23 protein-coding genes and 2 pseudogenes are annotated in these 21,159 nt (G+C 63.8%); 14 read left to right on the forward strand and 11 right to left on the reverse strand.

Translation table 11 applies throughout. The annotated features are described in order from the left end of the window. Nucleotides 1-3: 3 nt before the first annotated feature. Nucleotides 4-150 carry a hypothetical protein gene (locus VC352_RS07645; protein WP_322979009.1) on the forward strand — a complete coding sequence of 49 codons (147 nt, stop codon included), beginning with the start codon at nucleotides 4-6 and terminating at the stop codon, nucleotides 148-150. Beyond that, nucleotides 147-560 carry a DUF2570 domain-containing protein gene (locus tag VC352_RS07650; protein ID WP_322978979.1) on the forward strand — a complete coding sequence of 138 codons (414 nt, stop codon included), beginning with the start codon at nucleotides 147-149 and terminating at the stop codon, nucleotides 558-560. The genes VC352_RS07645 and VC352_RS07650 overlap by 4 nt, the downstream gene beginning before the upstream one ends. Here VC352_RS07650 and VC352_RS07655 read toward each other — a convergent pair. From VC352_RS07655 to lysC, 9 genes and pseudogenes are all read right to left on the reverse strand, one after another. Next, nucleotides 511-645, reverse strand: a complete 135-nt coding sequence (locus tag VC352_RS07655; protein WP_322978980.1) for a phage tail protein — start codon at nucleotides 643-645, stop codon at nucleotides 511-513. The two genes, VC352_RS07650 and VC352_RS07655, sit on opposite strands and share 50 nt — an antisense overlap. After that, nucleotides 642-1,259 carry a phage tail protein I gene (locus VC352_RS07660; protein WP_322978981.1) on the reverse strand — a complete coding sequence of 206 codons (618 nt, stop codon included), beginning with the start codon at nucleotides 1,257-1,259 and terminating at the stop codon, nucleotides 642-644. Before VC352_RS07660 ends, VC352_RS07655 begins: the two co-directional genes overlap by 4 nt. Further along, complete coding sequence (locus VC352_RS07665) at nucleotides 1,259-2,170, reverse strand: baseplate J/gp47 family protein (protein ID WP_322978982.1); 912 nt, start codon at nucleotides 2,168-2,170, stop codon at nucleotides 1,259-1,261. The genes VC352_RS07660 and VC352_RS07665 overlap by 1 nt, the downstream gene beginning before the upstream one ends. Continuing rightward, on the reverse strand, nucleotides 2,167-2,520 hold the full coding sequence (locus tag VC352_RS07670) for a GPW/gp25 family protein (RefSeq protein WP_322979007.1): 354 nt from the start codon (nucleotides 2,518-2,520) through the stop codon (nucleotides 2,167-2,169). The genes VC352_RS07665 and VC352_RS07670 overlap by 4 nt, the downstream gene beginning before the upstream one ends. A 2-nt stretch (nucleotides 2,521-2,522) precedes the next feature. Next, on the reverse strand, nucleotides 2,523-2,657 hold the full coding sequence (locus VC352_RS07675; protein ID WP_322979008.1) for a PAAR domain-containing protein: 135 nt from the start codon (nucleotides 2,655-2,657) through the stop codon (nucleotides 2,523-2,525). Beyond that, nucleotides 2,623-2,925 (reverse strand): annotated as a pseudogene (locus VC352_RS07680) (phage baseplate assembly protein V); the annotation flags it as partial. The gene VC352_RS07675 and the pseudogene VC352_RS07680, both read right to left, overlap by 35 nt. A 74-nt stretch (nucleotides 2,926-2,999) precedes the next feature. Next, nucleotides 3,000-3,452 (reverse strand): phage virion morphogenesis protein, encoded by a 453-nt coding sequence (locus VC352_RS07685; RefSeq protein ID WP_322978983.1) that lies wholly within the window; start codon nucleotides 3,450-3,452, stop codon nucleotides 3,000-3,002. Further along, on the reverse strand, nucleotides 3,449-3,859 hold the full coding sequence (locus VC352_RS07690; protein ID WP_416340110.1) for a phage tail protein: 411 nt from the start codon (nucleotides 3,857-3,859) through the stop codon (nucleotides 3,449-3,451). Before VC352_RS07690 ends, VC352_RS07685 begins: the two co-directional genes overlap by 4 nt. After that, the gene (lysC, locus tag VC352_RS07695) at nucleotides 3,856-4,026 is read right to left on the reverse strand and encodes an Rz1-like lysis system protein LysC (protein ID WP_322978984.1); all 171 of its coding nucleotides are present in this window, start codon (nucleotides 4,024-4,026) and stop codon (nucleotides 3,856-3,858) included. The genes VC352_RS07690 and lysC overlap by 4 nt, the downstream gene beginning before the upstream one ends. A gap of 12 nt (nucleotides 4,027-4,038) precedes the next feature. Here lysC and VC352_RS07700 point away from each other — a divergent pair, with 12 nt between their 5' ends. From VC352_RS07700 to VC352_RS07710, 3 genes and pseudogenes are all read left to right on the forward strand, one after another. After that, a complete protein-coding gene (locus VC352_RS07700) occupies nucleotides 4,039-5,283 on the forward strand; it encodes a phage tail protein (protein ID WP_322978985.1) in 1,245 nt (414 codons plus the stop codon). Between the two features lie 15 nt (nucleotides 5,284-5,298). After that, on the forward strand, nucleotides 5,299-5,877 hold the full coding sequence (locus VC352_RS07705; protein ID WP_322978986.1) for a phage tail protein: 579 nt from the start codon (nucleotides 5,299-5,301) through the stop codon (nucleotides 5,875-5,877). Nucleotides 5,878-6,037: 160 nt separating this feature from the next. Next, nucleotides 6,038-6,691: pseudogene (locus VC352_RS07710) on the forward strand (site-specific integrase); the annotation flags it as partial. Between the two features lie 374 nt (nucleotides 6,692-7,065). Here the strand turns inward: VC352_RS07710 and VC352_RS07715 are convergent. Continuing rightward, a complete protein-coding gene (locus VC352_RS07715; protein ID WP_322978987.1) occupies nucleotides 7,066-8,523 on the reverse strand; it encodes a mannose-1-phosphate guanylyltransferase/mannose-6-phosphate isomerase in 1,458 nt (485 codons plus the stop codon). A 2-nt stretch (nucleotides 8,524-8,525) separates the two neighbouring features. Beyond that, nucleotides 8,526-9,959: an undecaprenyl-phosphate glucose phosphotransferase gene (locus VC352_RS07720; RefSeq protein WP_322978988.1), complete on the reverse strand. Its 1,434-nt coding sequence runs from the start codon at nucleotides 9,957-9,959 to the stop codon at nucleotides 8,526-8,528. A gap of 352 nt (nucleotides 9,960-10,311) precedes the next feature. Between VC352_RS07720 and rfbB the strand changes: the two genes are divergently transcribed. The 9 genes from rfbB to dctM all read left to right on the forward strand — a co-directional run bounded on the left by rfbB (nucleotide 10,312) and on the right by dctM (nucleotide 20,377). Then, complete coding sequence (gene rfbB, locus VC352_RS07725; RefSeq protein ID WP_322978989.1) at nucleotides 10,312-11,373, forward strand: dTDP-glucose 4,6-dehydratase; 1,062 nt, start codon at nucleotides 10,312-10,314, stop codon at nucleotides 11,371-11,373. An 87-nt stretch (nucleotides 11,374-11,460) separates the two neighbouring features. Further along, the gene (rfbA, locus tag VC352_RS07730) at nucleotides 11,461-12,333 is read left to right on the forward strand and encodes a glucose-1-phosphate thymidylyltransferase RfbA (protein WP_322978990.1); all 873 of its coding nucleotides are present in this window, start codon (nucleotides 11,461-11,463) and stop codon (nucleotides 12,331-12,333) included. After that, the gene (gene rfbC, locus VC352_RS07735; RefSeq protein ID WP_322978991.1) at nucleotides 12,330-12,878 is read left to right on the forward strand and encodes a dTDP-4-dehydrorhamnose 3,5-epimerase; all 549 of its coding nucleotides are present in this window, start codon (nucleotides 12,330-12,332) and stop codon (nucleotides 12,876-12,878) included. The genes rfbA and rfbC overlap by 4 nt, the downstream gene beginning before the upstream one ends. After that, nucleotides 12,875-13,738 (forward strand): dTDP-4-dehydrorhamnose reductase, encoded by an 864-nt coding sequence (gene rfbD / locus VC352_RS07740; RefSeq protein WP_322978992.1) that lies wholly within the window; start codon nucleotides 12,875-12,877, stop codon nucleotides 13,736-13,738. The genes rfbC and rfbD overlap by 4 nt, the downstream gene beginning before the upstream one ends. 93 nt (nucleotides 13,739-13,831) lie before the next feature. Then, nucleotides 13,832-15,646, forward strand: coding sequence for a sensor histidine kinase (locus VC352_RS07745; protein ID WP_322978993.1), 1,815 nt, complete (start codon nucleotides 13,832-13,834; stop codon nucleotides 15,644-15,646). After that, nucleotides 15,643-17,028: a sigma-54 dependent transcriptional regulator gene (locus VC352_RS07750; protein ID WP_322978994.1), complete on the forward strand. Its 1,386-nt coding sequence runs from the start codon at nucleotides 15,643-15,645 to the stop codon at nucleotides 17,026-17,028. Before VC352_RS07745 ends, VC352_RS07750 begins: the two co-directional genes overlap by 4 nt. A gap of 312 nt (nucleotides 17,029-17,340) precedes the next feature. Further along, complete coding sequence (gene dctP / locus VC352_RS07755) at nucleotides 17,341-18,333, forward strand: C4-dicarboxylate TRAP substrate-binding protein DctP (RefSeq protein WP_322978995.1); 993 nt, start codon at nucleotides 17,341-17,343, stop codon at nucleotides 18,331-18,333. 134 nt (nucleotides 18,334-18,467) lie between these two features. Beyond that, on the forward strand, nucleotides 18,468-19,094 hold the full coding sequence (locus VC352_RS07760) for a TRAP transporter small permease (RefSeq protein WP_322978996.1): 627 nt from the start codon (nucleotides 18,468-18,470) through the stop codon (nucleotides 19,092-19,094). Then, entirely contained in the window at nucleotides 19,094-20,377 is a 1,284-nt protein-coding gene (gene dctM / locus VC352_RS07765; RefSeq protein WP_322978997.1) for a C4-dicarboxylate TRAP transporter large permease protein DctM, read from the forward strand. Before VC352_RS07760 ends, dctM begins: the two co-directional genes overlap by 1 nt. Nucleotides 20,378-21,159 lie beyond the last annotated feature (782 nt).

The following is a 21,159-nucleotide window of genomic DNA, read 5'->3' on the forward strand; positions in this document are numbered from 1 at the left end:
GACGTGCTGTTGCAACTGATCCAGGCTGCAGGCGGACGGTTCGAAAGGTTCTATTGGCCATTCGACATGGCCGCTGAACTCGCCGAAGTCCGCAAGCTGCATACCGCCGAAGACTTTCGACTGCTGTATCTCGGGGAGTGTTTCGCGTGACCACCCTGCGCCAGGCCCTCTACGGCGCCGCCCTGCTCGGCGCCCTTGGCCTGCTGCTGTGGGGTACCTACCAGCAGAGCCAGGCCGCCTCGGCCCGCGCCGAGCGTGACGCCCAGCTCATCGACCAACTCAAGCAGCGCAGCGCACGCCAGGCCGCCAGCATCGTGCGCATGGGCAACGAGCTGGCGGCCCAGCGCGTCGCCCAGCAGGGCATGCAAACGGCACAGGCCGACGTGCGCCAACAGCACGCCACCAGCCAGATCCAGAAACAGGAGATAAGCCGCAATGACCCGAGTTTTAGTGATTGGGGGCGGCAGCCTCTGCCTGGCGCTGCTCGCCGGCTGCATGAGCGCCCCGCCCTCACCGGAGCAGACGCTTGCCGTTGCCATCACCTACGGCCATGCGGCTGATTTGCAGCGGGTTGCCGAGGGCTGCGGCGTTGGCGAGCTTGGCCTCGCCGACGGCGGTGAGAATGGCGAAATAGGTCTGGCTCATGGGTAGACGCTCATGGTGTCGATGGTGTGGGCGGCGCCGCCGAGCAGCACGGCGGTGCTGCTGACCTCAATCGGGCCGGGGGCGTATGGGTAGACGGTGAGGGTTTCGCCATCGGTGGCAGCGGCGCCGATGTATGCCCGGCCACGTACTTCCAGGCCGATGGCCAGGCCAATCAGGTGGCGGCTCAGCGGCTTGGCGTCGTCGATCAGGAAGGACAGCTCCTGGTACATGGCTTCGTCGATGCCGGTGTCGAGCACGCCGATCAGCAGGCGGAAGGTGCCGGGCACGCCGGCCGGCACTTCCTGCCACCACTCGCGCACCTCGATCAGGTAGCCCAGCGGCTCGACCACGCGACGCAGGGCGCCGATGGTGCCCTTGTGCGCGTGGATGAAGTAGGCGGCGCGGATGGCGGCGCGCTTGGCGCTCTCGGGCCAGGATGGCGACCAGCGATCAACGGAGAACGCCCAGGCCAGGTACGGCAGCAGCTCGACGGGGCAGGTGTCCGGGTTCCACAGGTCGCGCAGCGGTACGGGCACGCGCTCGATCTGCGCCAGGGCGTCGGCGGCGAGGCGCTCCACCTCGCTCGCGTTGCCGGGTAGCAGGCGGGCGGCCATTACTCAGCCACCGAGACGTTGAAGGCGGTGCAGTAGGGCGCCTGGGTGAGGGTGGCGACCACGTCGACCCAATCGAGTAGATCCACACGGCGCACACCTTCGATATGCAGGGCGGCGTCCAGCGCGGAGCGGTTCACTTCCATGCCAAGGCGGCGACGTCGGTTGACCAGGGCCAGGCCTCTGGCCAGGGCGGCGGCTCGGATCGGCTCGGCCTCGGGGCCGGCGCTGGTGAGGTGCAGCACGGCGTTGACCTGGTAGGGCAGCACCTCGGCACTTTGCACGGTGAGGCGGTCGGCAACCGGGCGGCGGTCTTCATCGGACAGGTAGGCGGCGACGATGCTGAGCACCTCGGCGGATGCGGTGCCGTTGCCCAGGTTGCTTTGCACGGTGACAACCACCTCGGCCGGCGCCGGGCTTATGGCGGTAGCGTCGGCTACGCGGCCGTCCGCGCTGCGGGCATGGAAGATGTAGGCGTTGCGTGGGCCTGCGGTGCTTAGGCCTTCCATGGCCATCTGGATGCGCTCGCGGAGGCTGTCGTCTTCTTCCATGACGGCCGCCACTGGCGGTACCGCGCTCGGGTTAGCCGGGGTGATAACCAGGCGCTCGACGTTGAAGCGGGCGCCGATCTGCTCCAGGTCGGCACGCTTGGCGAAGGGCAGCAGCACGGCCAAGGCTGCCTCGTTGACGCGCTGTCGCCAGAGGGTTTCGCGGTAGGCATTTTCCTGCAGCAGCTTGGTGAGCGGCTCGGATTCCAGGGCCAGGGTGGCGGCGACTTCTGCTTGCTGATCTGCCGGCCAGAGGCTGATGGCGTAGGCCTTGCGCTCGGCGAGGATGGCCTCGAAGTCGATGGGCTCGACGACGTTGGGCGCCGGTAGTTGGCTGAGGTCGATGGGGGTAAAGGTGACGGTCATGCGGCAGCCCCCAGGCTGATGGGTACGCGCAGGCTCAAGGGCTCGTTGGTGTCGGTGACGGTGCCTTCTACGTCCAGGATGGCTTGGCCGGGCACGGTGCCGGGGGTGAGCAGCACGCGGCTGAGGCGGATGCGCGGCTCCCAGCGCATCAGGGCGGTGGCGACGGCGGCATAGGCCTGCAGGCGGGTGGCTGCGTTCAGCGGCCAGTCGATGAGGTTGGCCAGGTGGCAGCCGTACTCGCGGCGCATCACGCGGCTGCCAACCGGGGTGGTGGTGATGTCGGCGATGGACTGGGCCAGGTGCTGCTGGCTGGTAATGGTGCGGCCGGTGCGGGCGTTCATACCGATCATGCTTAGCCCCCTGCGAATACGTTGGGCGAGCCGGCGGCGACGCTGCTGCCACAGGCGAGGGGGTCGCCAATGCGGCCAATCGGCTTGCTGTTGACGAATACGGTAGGTGCGGCGGTGCAGGCCTTCACGGTCGCCATTGGCGGGGTGCTGGTCGCTGGTAAGGCCGGTGAGGGCCACGCCCTGAGCGAGGTTGCCGGAGGGGCTGAACAGAATGACTTGCTCGCCTACGGTGGGCGGATCCCACTCGCGATCTTCGCCGGCGCGCAGGTTGAGCCAGGGGCGCCAGGCGGTGGTGATGTTGCCGGTTTTTACGCGCACGCGGGGCGGATCGACCTGGACGGCTTCGACGGTGCCGAAGCGGATGAGGTTTTCGATAAGGCGGGCGAGTTCGGCGAGGCTGTTCATGCCGCTGATGCTGCGGCTCACGCGCGCGGGGCGCACGCTGCGCCCCATGTAGCGGGGCGCGGTACAGGGCGAGGCTAGTGAGTGAGGTGGTCGAGCAGGCTGTCGCGGATCAGCTCGATGGCTGCGTGGTTGAAGCCGAGCAGCTCGCGCTTGGCGTACTGCACTTCGGCCTGGCCACGGCCAGGGCGGTCGCGCAGGCCGCGCTGGTGAACCTTGGCGATACGGGCGATGCGGCCGGTGAAAGCGATGGCGATGGAATCTGCGGTGCTCTGCAGGCGCAGGTTTTTGGCCTGGCGCAGGCGGGTGAACATCTGGCGCTTGATGCGGCCCTGTTTGCTGCGCAGTGCCTTGGCCTTGCGCGGTGCGTAGGGCGTACCGTCTGGGTTGCGCTGGGTGGCGATGCGCTGCTGTTGGTTGCGGCGCAGGTCGCGGCCGATGCGGGTGGTGAGCTTGCGCCGCTCGGCGGGGCTGAGCTTGGCGAGCAGGGCGCCGGCCCAGTCTTCCAGTGCTGCGAGGTTGTCGGTCATAGCCCGAAATCCGGCTCGGGCGGGTGGGTGACTTCGAGGCTATCGTCCGGTAGGCGCTTGACGATGACGCGCTCGGTGAGGGGCATGGTGATGGACAGGTCTACCTTGTCGTTGCCGAGGATGTCGGCCTCGAAGCCGATGGCGTCTTTGCCCTTCTCGATGTTGGTGAGCAGGTCGGGCTGGTTGCGGCGCAGCCAGGCCAGCAGCGGGATGGCGATGGCGTCGGGGTGGCCGGCGTAGTCGGTGATGATGATGTTGAGGGTGTAGAGCCATTCGAACGAGAGCCCCGGAGCGGCCGTGGCGCGGATGTTGCCCTGGTCGATGAAGACGAGCAGCCGCTCGGGGTTCTGCGCGAGGGTTGGGTCAGCGGCGAGCAGGTGCTCGCGCAGGCTGTTGGGTTTGTTCACGGGTCAGCCCTCGGCTGCTGTTGCTGGTACTGGTAGACGGCGTCGACCTGGGCGGCGCATTCGGCCCAGGCGGCCTGCAGGTAGTCGTTGTCGTCACTGAGGCCGGCGTTGTTCTGCGGCGCTGCTGGCAGCAGGCTGCAAGGCGTTACGACGGGACAGCCAAGCACGGTAACCTACCCGTGCCCAACCGCCTGCAAACGGCGCTGGTGCGCGAAACATATCAGGCCGACCTCAACGAGCTCAAAATCGACCCGGCCAACGCCAGCCAGATCATCGCCGAGCTGGTAATCCCCGAAACCGAGGGCGGCTACTGGCTGCGTGAAATGGGCCTTTATGACGTGGCCGGCGACCTGATCGCCGTGGCCAACTGCCCACCCAGTTACAAGCCGCAAATGACTGAAGGCTCTGGCCGCACCCAGGTGCTGCGCATGGTGCTCATCGTCTCCAGTACCGCCGCTGTGCAACTCAAGATCGACCCGTCCGTGGTGCTGGCTACGCGCGCCTACGCCGATGCCATCCAGGTCGCACACCTGGCCGCCGCCGATCCCCACCCGCAATACGCCACCGTGCCAGAAGTCAACGCGCTGATCGCCGCCGAAATGAACAGCCGCGACAGCAAACAGAGCGCACGCTACACAACCACCGGCAACATCAACCTCAGCGGCCTGGCGGCACAGTCCGGCGGCGACTGGCCAGCAGCCCTGACGGTGGGTGATCGAGTATTAGCGAAAGATCAGGCCACCGGCGCCAACAATGGGCTTTACGTTGCTGCCGCCGGCGCCTGGGTGCGTGCTGCGGATGCCGAAGCGTCCACCGAGGTAACGCCCGGCATGCTGGTGACCATCGAAGAAGGCACCACACTGGCTGACACCGTCTGGGAGCTAACCACCAACGGCCCCATCGTGCTTGGCACCACCGCGCTCACCTTCGAGCTTACTGCCGCACTCACCGCCACCCAGGCAGACGCCGAAACCGGCACCAACAATGTTCGCCGCATGACCGCCCTGCGTGTGTTCCAGGCGCTACGGTCGGCTGCAGCCAATGCCACCGAGCTACTGCGCGGCGTGCTGCGCGTGGGTACTCAACCAGAGGTCGAAGCTGGCGTGCTGGATAATGTGGTGGTTACCCCCAAGAAGCTGCGCTGGGGATTTTCCGCTAACTTGGCCAGAAATGGTTATATCGTTTTCCCCACTTGGTTTAGCGGGCTGGTTATCCAGTGGGGAAATGCACTTGAGGGAGCAACAACGCCTTTCCCGATAGCTTTCCCCAGCGAGTGTTTTTGTATTACCGGATCATGGGAGACCTCTGCGTACCCAGGGACAAACGGAACGTCCGCTATTGCACTGAGCAATGCAACGTTTCGCCTAAATGTCGGCTCAACCGGTACCGACAACTCAGTCAACTGGGTCGCTTTTGGGAAATAAATTGGGAGTGAAGTGATGCTTTATTCAAAATCCACTGGCGGTATCTATGACCCGGCGATCCACGGCGTCAGCATTCCGGTTGATGCGGTCGCCATGTCGGCCGAGCGCTATAACTCAGTAATTGCTAACCCAGTCCCAGGCAAAATCCGCAGTCACGACGCCGAAGGCCTGCCGATCCTGATCGATCCGCCCGCCTACGTGCCGACCGCCGACGAACTCTGCCAGCGCATCGACACCGCCGCAGACGCCGCCCGCCGCGCCGTCGCCGGCGACCCGCTACGTGCCGTCGAGTACGACCGCGCCCGCCTGGCCGCCGAGCAATTCGCCGCTGCCGACTACCTGGGTGAAGTGCCGGCCATGGTCGCCGCATGGGCCATCAACGGTCGCACGCCGCAGCAGGCGGCAGACAGCATCCTCGCCGAGGCTGCTGCCTACACCAACGCCCTGGAGCTGCTGCGCAGCACCCGCCTGGCCGCGAAAGAGCAAATCCGCACCCTGATTGCCGCTGGCGAGGTCGAGCAGGCCCAGCAGCTCACCGACCAGACCATCGCCACCATCGAGGCCGCCGTTGCCGGCATCGGCAACAACGCCTGACCTCACGCCTGCTGCATACATTGCCCCGCCCAGTGCGGGGCTCTTTTATCCCCGCCCTGTACCGCGCCTCGCTACAGCCCCCGCTGCTCGCGTCACTTGCGCGCGCGCGTCACCCTCAAGGCTCACTGCAACGGCACCACGCCACCAGGAGCTAGCCCATGGCTATCTGGACACCAACCCCGCGATGGGCATTGAGGCGCCGGACGAGCGCAAGCAGCGCCGTCTACCCTCTCATGAGGTCATGCAACGCCTAATTGATCGAGCGCGCGAGCTGGGCAAGCTGAAACGCGGCCAGAAAGATGCGGTACCGCCTCACCTGGCTTACGTCATGGAGCTGGCTTATCTGTGCCGCCTGCGCGGCATCGAAGTGGTCACCCTTACCGATGCCAACGAACTGGCCGAGGGCGTCCTCACCAATCGGCGCAAGGGCAGCCGTGACAACGTCGTGGCCTGGACGCCACGCCTGCGCGCAGTCTGGCAGGCAGCCAAAGCGCGGCGCGCCGAGATATGGAAAGGCCGAGGCATGGCGGTACCGGCATACCCCGAAAGCCGATTCATCATCACAGCAGAGCACGGTGGCCCACTGGCAAAGCCCGGTCTGGACACGGCATGGGGCCGATTCATGCGTAATGCCATCGCAGCAGGCGTTATCACGGCCGAGCAGCGATTCGGCTTGCATGACCTCAAGCGCCGGGGCATCACCGACACCCCAGGCACCAGAGCCGACAAGCAACAAGCCAGTGGCCACCGTGACGAGTCAATGCTCGACATCTACGACCTCAGCGTCCCACTAGTCGCCCCTTCCGCGCTTTAACCCCCTTCCTACTGCGTAACAAGCGTGCCGGACTCCGCATGGAATCCGGCCGCTAACGCCTGCCTTACGTAACAAGCCGGAACCTAAGTCACTGACGGCTAGGCAGAAAACGGCTTTCTTGTAATCAGTAGGTCCCGGGTTCGACTCCTGGTGCCGGCACCATATTGAAAAGCCCCGCAATGCGGGGCTTTTTGTTTTCTGCTTTTTCTTCCTAAGCCTCAACCACGACGAACATCACCACGCCCCATGATGCCAAGCAGCACTTGGTTGAGATCCATCAGGGGCAGTTGATCAGCCTGCACGCCGGTTGCCCCAGGTAACCACGCCTTCGCCCGATAGGCTAACGACGGTCGGGATGATCAGAGACACATGCATCAACCAATCGTCTCACTCGCTGGTGCACGACCGTAGAGGTCGTTGAAGCGGACGATGTCGTCCTCACCCAGGTACTCGCCACTCTGCACCTCGATCATCACCAGTTCGATCACACCTGGGTTAACCAGACAGTGATGATGGCCGGCGGGGATAAAAGTCGATTCATTAGTGTTGAGCAGAAAATCGCGCTCACCATTTATCACCCGCGCCATCCCGCTGACGACGATCCAGTGCTCGCTACGGTGATGATGCATCTGCAGCGAGAGCGATTCGCCGGGGCGCACCATGATGCGCTTGATCTTGAAGCGCGGGCCTTCCTCAAGCACGGTGTAGCAGCCCCACGGGCGCGTGACGGTGCGGTGCAGGCGATAAGCCTCGTGGCCACGCTGCTTGAGCGCCTGGGCAACGTACTTTACATCCTGGGTGTTGTTGGCATCGGCGATCAGCAGCGCATCCGGAGTGTCGACCACCACCAGGTCATGCACACCAACAGCGCCAATCAGGCGGTAAGGCGAATCGATGTAGCACCCCGTGACCTCGTGCAACACGGCCTCACCGCGCACCTGGTTGCCATCATCATCGACTGGCGTCAGCTCACGCAGCGCCTGCCACGAGCCGATATCGCTCCAGCCCAGATCGCATGGCACCACCGCCACTCTGGAAGAGCGCTCCATCAGTGCGTAATCGATGGAAATATCTGTCACCTCGGCGAAGCTCTGCGCATCCAACTCGCATTGAACGCCCTGCTTACCCACCGCCGGCGGGCTCATCGCCAGACAGCGCTCCACAGCCTCAACCATGTCCGGGGCGTGTTCGCGCAGTTCACGCAGCACCACGTCGGCACGGAAACAGAACATGCCGGCATTCCAAAGATGGTTGCCGCCGGCCAGATAGGCCTGGGCAGTCGCTTGGTCGGGCTTCTCCACGAAGCTGGCCACGACATGGCCGCCCGCTTCGAGGGTATCCCCCAGCTGGATATAGCCGTAACCGGTTTCCACATGACTGGGGCGGATACCGAAGGTCACCAGCCACCCCGCCTTGGCCAACTCGCGAGCCTGAGCGATAGCGGCAACGAAGGCCTCCTGTTCACGGATGAGGTGATCGGCGGGCAATACCAGCAGGTGGGCGTCCTCGCCATGATGACGGGCAACATGCAGCGCCGCCGCTGCGATCGCAGGCGCGGTATTACGCCCGAACGGTTCGAGCAGGAAGTCCAGCGACAGCTGTCCTTGATTCAGTGGTCGATAATCGTCCAAGGTCCGGAACAGCAACTCGCGATTGATCACCGTGAGCAACTGAGCGACATCTGCCAACCCCACCACGCGCTCAAAGGTTTTCTGCAGCAGGCTCTGGCCATCGGCCAGACGCATGAACGGCTTGGGCATGGCCTCACGCGAGACCGGCCACAAACGGGTACCGGCACCACCCGCAATGATGCAGGGAACAAGGGCGCTCATGGCTAGTAGGCCTCTTGAGTGAACAGAACCGCGGGCAAAGTACGGAACAGGATGTAAAGGTCGAACCAGATGGACCAGTTCTCGATGTATTGCAGGTCATACTCGACGCGTTTCTCGATCTTTTCCAGCGTATCGGTCTCTCCGCGGTAGCCGTTGATCTGTGCCCAGCCCGTGATACCCGGCTTGACCCGATGGCGCGCAGTGTATTCCTTGACCGCATCCTCGAAGAGGATACCGGCCGCCTTGGTCGCCGTGGCATGGGGCCTGGGCCCCACCATCGACATGCTCCCCAGCAGCACGTTGAACAGTTGCGGCAGTTCATCCAGGCTGGTTCGGCGGATAAAACGACCAACACGGGTGATGCGATCATCATTGCGCGTCGTTTGCCGCTCGGCATTGGCGTCAGCCTTATCGCAATACATCGAGCGGAACTTGAACACTTCAATCAGCTTATTGTTATAGCCATAGCGCTTCTGCCGGAACAGCACCGGCCCAGGCGAATCGAGCCGGATCGCCAGAGCGACTAGAAGCATCACGGGCAAGGCCAGCACCAGAGCCAGCGAGGCCAGCATCAGATCTTCCAACCGTTTGATCAAGGGCGACCAACCATCGAGCGGGCGCTCGGAGACATTGAACATCGGCAACCCGGCTACCTGGGTGATCCGGTTGCGCGCATGCCGGAAGGCCTGCATGTCCGGAACCAGCAGCACATTGACCGGTAGTCTGCGCAGCTCACGGACGGTCTGCTCGATACGACTTTCCGCTGCCCAGGACAAAGCAACCAGTACCTGGGTGATGCGCTCCTCACGTACCAGGCGCTCCAGTTCGTGACTGTCTCCCAATAGCGGAAATCCAGCGACCTGCTGCGGCAAATGTTCGATACGGTCATCGATGAACCCGATCAGGCCCGAGCGAATATCGGCGTGACGCTGCATGAACTCGGCAAGGCGTATACCGTTTTCGGTTGCCCCGAGTATCACTGCAGCCTGCAGGTACTGTCCCGATCTCATCCAGTAGCGAAACAATGCAAGCATCAGCAGGCGTTCGACACCGAATGCCACCAGGCTGGCGACGAACCAGAAGCTGAGGTAATACCACTGCATGAAATTGAGCATGGACAGCGTCTGATGCATGAAAAGCAGCAAGCAAAAGGCCGCCGACCAGGCGAAGAACATCACCCGGAATCGCAACAAACTACTGAAAATTTCATCTGAATAGACGCCTAGCGCCTGGAACATCATCACCGTCAGCACGCTGAAGAACGGCAGCGCGGTTGCATAACTCTGCGTGACGGCCGAATCCTCCGACAGCCACAACAGAAGCAGCCCCCCTGGCAGCGCAGCGGTAATACCGTGCAGTAGCCGGCAACCCGCCAGGAAGTACTCGATGAAGCCAGGGCGCGCCAGCAATAAACTACCGCCTGACGACTGACGCATGAAGCAGATACCCCCGCCGTAATTTCTGCCTGCATGCCATTGCGACGCCAGAAAAAAGGCAGCTAGAACAAAAAGAAAGCCAAGATGACAGAGTTTCGCTGAAATAAGTATGGCGCGACTAAAGCACTTTTATGGTGGCACTTCAATATTCGAACTAATCAATAGCACAGCAAATAAATGACGCCATGAAATCTGCGGAAGATCTGCTCTCAATGACGCATGGCAATCTGTGCTCCGGTCGATTTCGGCTGCTGGCTCCATTCCTTGAGCCATGACCAAACCAGCTCTCGGCTGTACCTCTACGCTGGTTTATGATCGCCAGGCACGCACGCCTCCTATCAATAGGTTATCCATGCGCATTCTGATTACCGGCGGCGCCGGCTTCATCGGTTCGGCCCTGACGCGGCATCTGATTCTCGACACCGAGCATGAGGTACTCAACCTCGACAAGCTGACCTACGCCGGCAATCTGGAGTCGCTGCAGAGCATCAGCAGCCATCCACGCTACCGCTTCGTCCAGGGCGATATCGCTGATAGCGCCCTGGTCAGCCAACTGCTGGCCGAATTCCAGCCGGATGCCATCATGCACCTGGCCGCCGAGTCTCACGTCGACCGCTCCATCGATGGACCAGCCGCCTTCATCCAGACCAATATCGTCGGCACCTACAGCCTGCTGGAGAGCGCCCGCGCCTATTGGCTCGGACTGGATGCCGAGCGCAAGGCAGCCTTTCGCTTCCACCACATTTCCACGGACGAGGTCTATGGCGACCTGCACGGCGTCGACGACCTCTTCACCGAAACCACGCCTTATGCCCCCAGCTCACCCTACTCGGCGAGCAAGGCGGCGTCCGATCACCTGGTTCGCGCCTGGCAACGCACCTACGGCCTGCCGGTGCTGATCACCAATTGCTCCAACAACTACGGCCCCTATCACTTCCCCGAGAAGCTGATCCCGCTGATGATCCTCAACGCCCTGGCCGGCAGACCGCTGCCGGTGTACGGCAATGGCCAGCAGATCCGCGACTGGCTGTACGTGGAGGATCACGCGCGCGCTCTGCTGCAGGTCGTGACCAACGGCAAGGTGGGCGAGACCTACAACATCGGCGGGCACAACGAGCAGAAGAATCTCGATGTGGTGAAAGCCATCTGCGCACTGCTGGAAGAGCTGGCCCCCGAGAAACCAGCGGGTATCAGCCACTACGAAGACCTGATCACCTACGTCAAGGATCGCCCGGGCCATGACCTGCGCTACGCCATCGACGCCAGCAAGATCGAACGCGAACTGGGCTGGGTGCCGCAGGAAACCTTCGAAAGCGGTCTGCGCAAGACCGTGCACTGGTACCTGACCAATCTCGACTGGTGCCGCCGCGTTCAGGATGGCAGCTACCAGGGCCAACGACTCGGCGCCCTCTAGAACGTAAGACGTAGGGCGGGTGCAACCCGCCAGCCAGGCAGCGGCGTGCTGCACCCGCCCGACGCATCGACAAGGAGCACAGCAAACATGAAAGGCATCATCCTCGCCGGCGGCTCCGGCACCCGCCTGCACCCCATCACCCTCGGCGTCTCCAAGCAGTTGCTGCCGATCTACGACAAACCGATGATCTATTACCCGCTATCGGTGCTGATGCTCGCCGGTATTCGCGACATTCTGATCATCTCCACCCCGCAGGATCTGCCCAACTTCATCAAGATGCTCGGCGACGGCAGCCAGTTCGGTATCCGCCTGCAGTATGCCGAGCAACCCTCACCGGACGGCCTGGCCCAGGCCTTCCTGATCGGCGAGTCGTTCATCGGTGATGACGCGGTGTGCCTGATCCTCGGCGATAACATCTTCCACGGCCAACACTTCACCGAGAAACTGCTGCGCGCCGCCAGTCAACCGAGCGGTGCCACGGTCTTCGGCTACTGGGTCAGCGACCCCGAGCGCTTCGGCGTGGTGGAGTTCGATGCCGCCGGCAACGCCTTGTCCATCGAGGAAAAGCCGATCCAGCCGAAATCCAGCTATGCCGTTACCGGTTTGTACTTCTACGACAACGACGTGATAGAGATCGCCAAGGCGGTCAAGCCCTCAGCGCGTGGCGAGCTGGAGATCACCGACGTCAACAACGCCTATCTGGCCCGTGGTGACCTGCGCGTGGAGCGCTTCGGTCGCGGCTTCGCCTGGCTCGACACCGGTACCCACGACAGCCTGCTGGATGCCTCCTACTACGTGCAGACCGTGGAAAAACGCCAGGGCCTGAAGATCGCCTGCCTCGAGGAGATTGCCTACGGCCAGGGCTGGATCGACCGCCAGCGCCTGCTGGAGCAGGCCAAGGCCTTCGGCAAGACCGGTTATGGCCAATACCTGTACAAACTCGCCGAGGACGACGCATGAACATCATCGCCACGGCTCTGCCGGAAGTGCTGATCATCGAGCCGCAGGTATTCGGTGATGAGCGTGGTTTCTTCTACGAGAGCTTCAATGCCAAGCGTTTCGCCGAACTGACCGGCGTGCAGCGCGACTTCGTCCAGGACAACCACTCGCGCTCGGCTCGCGGCGTATTGCGCGGCCTGCATTATCAACTGCAGCAGGCGCAGGGCAAGCTGGTGCGCGTCACGGCAGGCGAGGTCTACGACGTAGCGGTGGATGTTCGCCGCAGCTCGCCGACCTTCGGTAAATGGGTCGGCGTGCACCTTTCGGCGCAGAACAAACGCCAACTCTGGGTGCCGGAAGGCTTCGCCCATGGTTTCCTGGTGCTCAGCGACTACGCCGAATTCCTCTACAAGACCACCGACTACTACGCCCCGGCGCACGAACGCAGTATCCGCTGGGATGATCCGCAACTGGCCATCGACTGGCCCCTCGACGGTCTGACGCCCGTGCTGTCGGCCAAGGATCAACAAGCCTCAGCGTTCGCCGAGGCCGAGGTCTTCGCATGAAAATTCTGATCGCTGGCCATACCGGCCAGGTCGCCCGTGAACTGCAACGCGCGCTTGCCCAGCATGAGCTGGTCAGCCTGGGCCGCGCCGATTTCGACCTGGCGCAGCCCCAGAAACTGGGTGAGATCATCCTGCGTGAACGTCCAGCGCTGGTCATCAACGCCGCCGCCTACACCGCTGTCGACCAGGCCGAGCAGGAGCGCGAACTGGCCTTCACCATCAATGCCGAGGCGCCGGGCGCCATGGCCGATGCCTGCTTCGAGCTGGACATCCCGCTGATCCACTACTCCACCGACTACGTCTTCGACGGCAGCAAGGCCACGCCCTACCGTGAGGCCGACACGCCGCACCCGCTGAGCGTCTACGGCGCCAGCAAGGTGGCCGGCGAGCAGGCACTGCGCATCAGCGGCTGCGATCATCTGATCCTGCGCACCAGCTGGGTCTACTCGCAGCACGGACGCAACTTCCTGCTGACCATGCAGCGCCTGCTACAGGAGCGCGAACAGCTCAAGGTGGTGGATGACCAGATCGGCGCGCCGACCTGGGCCGGCAGCATCGCCAGCGCCACGGCCGAGCTGATCGACAAGTGGCAACAGGGCCGCCAGCGCTGGGGCACCTTCCACCTGACCTGCCAGGGCCAGACCAGTTGGTTCGGCTTCGCCAGCGCCATCGCCGATCGCTTGCGCGCACAGGGCAAGCGCTGCGCCGAGCTGCTGCCGATTCCGTCCAGCGACTACCCGACGCCGGCACGCCGGCCGCTCAATTCGCGCCTGGATGGTGAAAGGCTGGAGCAGGAATGGCAGATCATCCTGCCGCACTGGGAGCAGGCACTGGACGCCTGCCTGGCGCGCCAGGGCTGACCCGCACAACGCGCTTTGTGCGGCGAAACGAAAACAGACCACAGCGGGAATGTGCATAATGCGCCGATCATTTCGGCGCCATGTTCCCGCTCCATGACCACAGCCCCCAACACCTTGCGACGCCCCCGCTGGCGCAGCCTGCTGCTGCTGGCGCTGCTGCTCGCCCCGCTGCTGTGGCCCGTGCACTATCTGGCCGAGCGTTATTACCGCGACGTGCTGCTCGAACAGAACCGCCAGACCCTCGACCTGTACGTCGCCAACCTGCTCGGCACCCTGCGCCGTTACGAGGTGCTGCCCCAGATCCTCGGCGATCTGCCAGGCGTGCGCGCCGCCTTGCAGGCACCGGAAGACCCGGCCGTGCTCGACGGTGCGAACCGCCTCCTGGCCCGCACCCGCGCGCAGACCGGTGCTGACGTGATCTACCTGATGAACCCGCGCGGCATCACCCTGGCTGCCTCCAACTGGGACAAACCCGACAGCTTCATCGCCGGCAACTTCGCCTTCCGCCCCTACTTCCGCGAGGCCCTGGCCGGCCGCCTCGGGCGCTTCTTCGGCCTCGGCACCACCTCGGGCAAGCGCGGCTACTACTTCGCCTACCCGGTACGCGAAGGCGAGCGCAACATCGGCGCGCTGGTGGTCAAGGTCGACCTCGACCACACCGAGACGCTGTGGGGCAACACCCCCGAACAACTGCTGGTCACCGACACCAATGGCGTGGTGATCCTCACCTCGCGGCCCGACTGGCGCTTCCACGCCAGCCGCCCGCTCGACCGGGTCGAGCAATCCGCCATTGCCGCCAACCAGCCCTACCCCACGCAGGCGCCACCGGCACTGGATCTCGACCCCAGCGCCTGGATCATGCAGAGCCGGGTGCTGGAGGAAACCGGCTGGACGGTGAATATCCTCGCCCCGCGCATCCTCCTCGACCGCCCGGTGCGCAGCGCGGTAGCGGTTGGTGCTACGGCCTTGCTGGTGCTGCTGTTGCTGCTCGGCCTGCTGATGCAGCGCCGTCGCCATTACCTCGAACGCATTGCCCTCGACACCCGCGCCAAGGCCGAGCTGGAGCAGCGCGTGACCGAACGCACGCATGATCTGGAACTGCTCAACAGCCGCCTCAAACAGGAAGTGCTGGAGCGCGAACAGGCCCAGCAGGAATTGGTGCGCGCCCAGGACGAACTGGTGCAGGCGGGCAAGTTGTCGGCATTGGGCACCATGAGCGCCAGCATCAGCCACGAACTCAACCAGCCCCTGGCGGCGATTCGCAGCTATGCGGAAAACGCCAGCACCCTGCTCGATCACCAGCGCAGCGACGACGTGCGCGCCAACCTCGGCCTGATCCGCGAGCTGACCGAGCGCATGGCCTCGATCATCGCCCACTTGCGCGCCTTCGCTCGCCGTGATCGCCACGCGCCGGAGCGGGTCGCCCTGCAACCGGCGCTCGACGACGCCCTCTCGCTGCTCGCCAAACGCCGCCGCGCCATGGACGTGGAGCTGATCCGCGACGTACCGGACGCCACCCTCTGGGTGCAGGCCGGTGAGACCCGCCTGCGTCAGGTACTGGGCAACCTGCTGGCCAACGCCCTCGACGCCATGGTCGAGAAGGCACCGCCGCGACGCCTGTGGATCAGCGTGCACAGCGATGGCGAGCAGCTCGAACTGCACTTGCGCGACAACGGCTCGGGGTTCTCCGCCGAGTCGCTGGCGCGCGCCCGTGAACCCTTCTTCACCACCAAGACCAGCGCCCAGGGCCTGGGGCTGGGCCTGGCCATCTGCGAAAGCCTGATGCGTGCTCTGGGCGGCGAACTGCTGCTGGGTAATCATCCGGACGGCGGCGCGCTCATCACCCTGCGCCTGCGCCTGGCCAGCCCTGGCGTCAACCTGCAACCACCGGAGGATCCCTCGCCATGACCAGCGACAGCGCCATCGACAGCCGTACCCAGGTTCTGCTGATCGACGACGACGCCCACCTGCGCCAGGCGCTCAGCCAGACGCTCGATCTGGCTGGCCTCAAAGTGCAGAGCCTGGGCGACGCCAAGGGCCTGGCCGAGCGCATCCCGGCCGACTGGCCTGGCGTGGTGGTCAGCGATATCCGCATGCCCGGCATCGACGGCCTCGAACTGTTGCAGCAACTGCGCGAGCGCGACGCCGAACTGCCGGTGCTGCTGATCACCGGCCACGGCGATGTGCCGCTGGCCGTGCAGGCGATGCGTGCCGGTGCCTACGATTTTCTGGAAAAACCCTTCGCCAACGATGCGCTGCTCGACAGCGTGCGCCGGGCGCTCGACCTGCGTCGCCTGGTGCTGGACAACCGCAGCCTGCGCATGGCGCTGACCGACCGCCAGCAACTGGCCGGGCGCCTGGTCGGTCAGTCGCCAGCCATGCAGCGCCTGCGCGAGCAGATCGGCGCCCTGGCCAGCATCGCCACCGACGTGCTGATCCTCGGCGAAACCGGTGCCGGCAAGGAAGTCGTCGCTCGCGCCCTGCACGACCTGTCCAACCGCCGCAACGGCCCGTTCGTCGCCATCAACGCCGGCGCCCTGGCCGAATCGGTGGTGGAAAGCGAGCTGTTCGGCCACGAGGCCGGCGCCTTCACCGGCGCGCAGAAGCGCCGCATCGGCAAGTTCGAGTTCGCCAATGGCGGCACCCTGTTCCTCGATGAGATCGAGAGCATGAGCCTCGACGTGCAGGTCAAGCTGCTGCGCCTGCTGCAGGAGCGCGTGGTCGAGCGCCTTGGCGGCAACCAGTTGATCCCGCTGGACATCCGCGTCATCGCCGCGACCAAGGAGGATCTGCGCCAGGCCGCCGATCAAGGGCGTTTCCGCGCCGACCTCTACTACCGGCTCAACGTCGCGCCACTGTCGATCCCACCGTTGCGCGAGCGCGGCGAAGACGCCCTGCTGCTGTTCCAGCATTTCAGCGAAAGCGCGGCCGCACGTCATGGCCTGACGGTGCGCGAGCTGCAGCCAGGCCAGCGCGCCCTGCTGCTGCGCCACCCCTGGCCGGGTAACGTACGCGAACTGCAGAACGCCGCCGAACGCTTCGCCCTGGGCCTGGAACTGGCGCTGGACAGCAACGCGCCCAATCTGCCGCCGGTGCAGGGGGGGCTGAGCGAACAGGTCGAGGCCTTCGAGCGTGCCCTGATCGCGGGTGAGCTGAGCCGCCCGCACGGCTCGCTGCGCAGCCTGGCCGAAGCCCTGGGACTGCCGCGCAAGACCCTGCATGACAAACTGCGCAAACACGGCCTGACCTTCTCGGGATCTGGCGGAAGCTCGCCAGATGACTTCGAATGATTGGCGGTTAACCGCCAATTACAGCGAATATCTGCACCTGCTGCGCTGAGCCGAGTTGCGCAAGGCAGTGCCTGGTCAACTCGTCAGCCCTCTAAATCAAGCCTTTGCGGGCTTTTCACACGCCTGTAGCAAGACCGGTGGCACTCTGGCACAGGGGTTGCTCTGAGCAAGAGCAAGCGAACCCACAAGTACAAGTCCAGGCATCGCTGCCCATCGACGGCATTTTTCCCCACGCCGCCTAGACTTGCTCTTGTCCGTTCGCTACGACACTCAGATGTCAACGCAATAAACACAACAAGAGGAAGCATCCGCATGTTCAAAACGACTGCCAAGGCTCTTGCCTGCGCCCTGTCCCTGTCCATCGCCGGCATGGCTCACGCCGCCGATCCGATCGTCATCAAGTTCTCCCACGTCGTTGCCGAGCACACCCCGAAAGGTCAGGGTGCCATGCTGTTCAAGCAACTGGCCGAAGAGCGCCTGCCCGGCAAGGTCAAGGTAGAGGTCTACCCGAACTCCTCGCTGTTCGGTGACGGCAAGGAAATGGAAGCGCTGCTGCTCGGCGACGTGCAGATCATCGCCCCGTCCCTGGCCAAGTTCGAGCAATACACCAAGCAACTGCAGGTATTCGACCTGCCGTTCCTGTTCGACGACATGGCCGCAGTCGATCGCTTCCAGAAGGGGCCGGAAGGCCAGAAACTGCTGACCTCCATGACCGACAAGGGCATCACCGGCCTGGCCTACTGGCACAACGGTCTGAAGCAGCTGTCGGCCAACAAGGCGCTGCTGGAGCCGAAGGACGCCCGTGGTCTGAAGTTCCGCGTACAGGCTTCCGCCGTACTGGAAGAGCAGTTCAAAGCCGTGCGCGCCAACCCGCGCAAGATGAGCTTCGCCGAGGTCTATCAGGGCCTGCAGACTGGCGTGGTCAACGGTGCCGAGAACCCCTACTCGAACATCTACAGCCAGAAGATGCACGAAGTTCAGAAGTACATCACCGAGTCCAACCATGGTCTGCTGGACTACATGCTGATCACCAACACCAAGTTCTGGGACGGTCTGCCGGCTGACGTACGTGACGAGCTGACCAAGATCATCGCCGAGGTCACCGTCGAGGTGAACAAGCAGGCCGATGCTCTGAACCAAGGTGACAAGCAGCGCATCCTGGATGCCGGCACCACCGAGATCCTGACTCTGACTCCCGAGCAGCGTAACGAGTGGCGTACCGCCATGCAGCCGGTGTGGAAGAAGTTCGAAGGCGAGATCGGTGCTGACCTGATCAAGGCCGCGCAAGCCTCCAACAAGCAGTAAGGCCGGAGAGCCGTAGGGTGGGCAGTGTCGCCAGATACTGACCCACCGCGGCGTCCACGACGCCGAAATGCTGCGACTGGTGGGTCGGCAACGACCGCCCCACCCTACGCCCTTTCCATTCGGGAGATTTATCCATGAACGCCTTGCGGCGCGTCTGGGAGCACTTCGAGGAAGGCTTCATCGCTTTCCTGCTGGCGGCCATGACGCTGGTCACGTTCGTCTACGTGATCCTCAATAACATGTACACCGTTTTCTACTGGCTGGGTGACACCTTTGGTGGCAATGAAACCCTGCTGGGAATCGGCGACTTCATCCTCGACCTGGCCCAGGCCATGACCTGGAGTAGCGCCCTGACCAAGGCCCTGTTCGGCTGGCTGATCTTCTTCGGCCTGGCCTACGGCGTGCGCACCGCCGGCCATATCGGCGTCGACGCCCTGGTCAAACTCGCCCCACGCGGCGTCCAGCGCTTCATCGGCGTGATCGCTTGCCTGTGCTGCCTGGGCTATGCCGGCCTGATCGCGGTCGGCAGCTTCGACTGGGTTCGCACCCTGTTCACCGCTGGTATCGGCGCCGAAGACCTCGGCCACTACGGTATCCAGCAATGGCACATCGGCATGATCGTGCCGTTCGGCTATGCCATGGTGTTCATCCGCTTCCTGGAAATTCTCGTGCGCATCCTGCGCAACGAGCAGACCGGCCTCGGCCTGGCTGACGAAGCCGCCGATGCGCTGAAGGTCAATGAGCACGAGGAGGCCAAGTAATGACCGTTCTGTTCCTCTTCCTGCTGCTGTTCCTGCTGATGTTCATCGGCGTGCCGATCGCTGCATCGCTCGGCCTGGCCGGCTCGATCACCATCATGCTGTTCAGCCCGGACTCCGTACGTTCGCTGGCGATCAAGCTGTTCGAAACGTCCGAGCACTACACCCTGCTGGCGATTCCGTTCTTCCTGCTGTCCGGTGCCTTCATGACCACCGGCGGTGTGGCCAAGCGCCTGATCGACTTCGCCAACGCCTGCGTCGGCCACATCCGTGGCGGCCTGGCCATCGGTGCGGTGCTGGCGTGCATGCTGTTCGCCGCTCTGTCCGGTTCTTCGCCAGCCACCGTAGCGGCAGTGGGCTCCATCGCCATCGCCGGCATGGTGCGCTCCGGTTACCCGCAGGCGTTCGGCGCCGGCATCGTGTGCAACGCCGGTACCCTGGGCATCCTGATCCCGCCGTCGATCGTCATGGTGGTCTACGCCGCCGCTACCGAGCAGTCGGTGGGCAAGCTGTTCATGGCCGGGGTGATACCGGGCGTGCTGCTGGGCGTGGTGCTGATGGTGGCGATCTACATCGTCGCGCGTATCAAGAAGCTGCCGGCACTGCCGCGCGCCAGCTTCCGCGAGTGGCTGCGCGCCGCCCGTGAGGCGATCTGGGGCCTGCTGCTGATGGTGATCATCCTCGGCGGCATCTACACCGGCATGTTCACCCCGACCGAAGCTGCGGCCGTGGCGGCGGTTTACGCCGGCTTCGTCGCCCTGTTCGTGTACAAGGATCTGACCATCCGCGAGTGCCCGAAGGTGCTGCTGGAGTCCGGCAAGCTGACCATCATGCTGATGTTCATCATTGCCAACGCCATGCTCTTCGCCCACGTGCTGACCACCGAGCAGATTCCGCAGCAGATCACCGCCTGGGTGGTCGAGCTGGGTCTGCAGCCATGGCAGTTCCTGCTGGTGGTGAACATCGTGCTGCTGGTGGCCGGTGCCTTCATGGAGCCGTCGGCGATCATCCTGATCCTGGCGCCGATCCTGTTCCCGATCGCCATGCAGTTGGGCATCGACCCAATCCACCTGGGCATCATCATGGTGGTGAACATGGAGATCGGCCTGATCACACCGCCAGTAGGTCTGAACCTGTTCGTCACCTCGGCGGTGACCGGCATGCCACTGACCTCGGTGATCCGCGCGGCCATGCCGTGGCTGATGCTGTTGCTCAGCTTCCTGATGATCATCACCTACATTCCGGCCGTGTCCCTGGCGCTGCCGAACTGGCTGGGGATCAACTGACGAAGGTTTGGTACTTTTGGTACCTGCTAGCCCGGCCTCGTGCCGGGCTTTTTTATGGGCTTCGTGAGTTGCTGGGCTTGATACCGGACTGGCAAGTTTGTGTGTTGGCTTGTTGGCCCGTGTTAGTGTTCTGGACGCCGCCTTGGGTGTTTTTAGAGACTCCGGGTTTCGCCCCCTCGGGCGACTCACTTTTCTTTGAAATGCGCAAAGAAAAGTAAGCAAAAGAAAGCGCACCCCACCATCCGGGTCTCGCTTCGCTCGACTTCCCTCACTCCGGCACCGCTCCGGGGTCGGCTTGCAAGGGCCATCCATGGCCCTTCAAGCCTCTCGCGGCATCCATGCCGCTCGCCCCCTGCGCAATGCCTACTTTCGGCCTCCTGAAGGGGGATTTTCGCGCGCCTGAAACTATCGGTTTAACTCTACGGGGCGGTCGTTCGCTGTCGCTCTTTCCAGAGCACTCCCAGCTACACCTGAGTTACCCCAGGTTCAGGCGCGTGCAGAGCCCGCCCAGGAGGGCGAACGGAATCGTCGTGGAAGAGGTCGAGCGACATGGATGTCGCGAGAGCCGCGATGGGCCAGGGATGGCCCTTCGTCGGTGGGCCGCATCCGGTCGGGCCTCTGGAACGGCGATGGAGTGAGCGAACCCTCGCGTAGCGAGGGCCGGATGAACGGGCGGAAGGGTTTGGTTACTTTGCCCGCAAAGTCACTTGTAAGTTGTTCCACACCTGCTCCAGACCGCCAGTGACTAGATCTCCAGATCGTGGGCGAGCGAGGGTCGGAGC

The sequence above is a fragment of the Pseudomonas sp. C11 genome, assembly GCF_034683865.1.
GTDB lineage: Bacteria > Pseudomonadota > Gammaproteobacteria > Pseudomonadales > Pseudomonadaceae > Aquipseudomonas.

What these genes read in the sequence shown, in the direction of transcription:
- VC352_RS07745 (WP_322978993.1), top strand. Translation starts at nt 13,832, where the DNA reads ATGACCACAGCCCCCAACACCTTGCGACGCCCCCGCTGGCGCAGCCTG.
- VC352_RS07660 (WP_322978981.1), bottom strand. Translation starts at nt 1,259, where the DNA reads ATGGCCGCCCGCCTGCTACCCGGCAACGCGAGCGAGGTGGAGCGCCTC.
- VC352_RS07760 (WP_322978996.1), top strand. Translation starts at nt 18,468, where the DNA reads ATGAACGCCTTGCGGCGCGTCTGGGAGCACTTCGAGGAAGGCTTCATC.
- rfbA (WP_322978990.1), top strand. Translation starts at nt 11,461, where the DNA reads ATGAAAGGCATCATCCTCGCCGGCGGCTCCGGCACCCGCCTGCACCCC.
- VC352_RS07720 (WP_322978988.1), bottom strand. Translation starts at nt 9,959, where the DNA reads ATGCGTCAGTCGTCAGGCGGTAGTTTATTGCTGGCGCGCCCTGGCTTC.
- VC352_RS07685 (WP_322978983.1), bottom strand. Translation starts at nt 3,452, where the DNA reads ATGACCGACAACCTCGCAGCACTGGAAGACTGGGCCGGCGCCCTGCTC.
- rfbC (WP_322978991.1), top strand. Translation starts at nt 12,330, where the DNA reads ATGAACATCATCGCCACGGCTCTGCCGGAAGTGCTGATCATCGAGCCG.
- VC352_RS07675 (WP_322979008.1), bottom strand. Translation starts at nt 2,657, where the DNA reads ATGGCGACCGTGAAGGCCTGCACCGCCGCACCTACCGTATTCGTCAAC.
- VC352_RS07665 (WP_322978982.1), bottom strand. Translation starts at nt 2,170, where the DNA reads ATGACCGTCACCTTTACCCCCATCGACCTCAGCCAACTACCGGCGCCC.
- dctM (WP_322978997.1), top strand. Translation starts at nt 19,094, where the DNA reads ATGACCGTTCTGTTCCTCTTCCTGCTGCTGTTCCTGCTGATGTTCATC.
- rfbD (WP_322978992.1), top strand. Translation starts at nt 12,875, where the DNA reads ATGAAAATTCTGATCGCTGGCCATACCGGCCAGGTCGCCCGTGAACTG.
- VC352_RS07750 (WP_322978994.1), top strand. Translation starts at nt 15,643, where the DNA reads ATGACCAGCGACAGCGCCATCGACAGCCGTACCCAGGTTCTGCTGATC.
- VC352_RS07715 (WP_322978987.1), bottom strand. Translation starts at nt 8,523, where the DNA reads ATGAGCGCCCTTGTTCCCTGCATCATTGCGGGTGGTGCCGGTACCCGT.
- VC352_RS07655 (WP_322978980.1), bottom strand. Translation starts at nt 645, where the DNA reads ATGAGCCAGACCTATTTCGCCATTCTCACCGCCGTCGGCGAGGCCAAG.
- VC352_RS07705 (WP_322978986.1), top strand. Translation starts at nt 5,299, where the DNA reads ATGCTTTATTCAAAATCCACTGGCGGTATCTATGACCCGGCGATCCAC.
- dctP (WP_322978995.1), top strand. Translation starts at nt 17,341, where the DNA reads ATGTTCAAAACGACTGCCAAGGCTCTTGCCTGCGCCCTGTCCCTGTCC.
- rfbB (WP_322978989.1), top strand. Translation starts at nt 10,312, where the DNA reads ATGCGCATTCTGATTACCGGCGGCGCCGGCTTCATCGGTTCGGCCCTG.
- VC352_RS07670 (WP_322979007.1), bottom strand. Translation starts at nt 2,520, where the DNA reads ATGATCGGTATGAACGCCCGCACCGGCCGCACCATTACCAGCCAGCAG.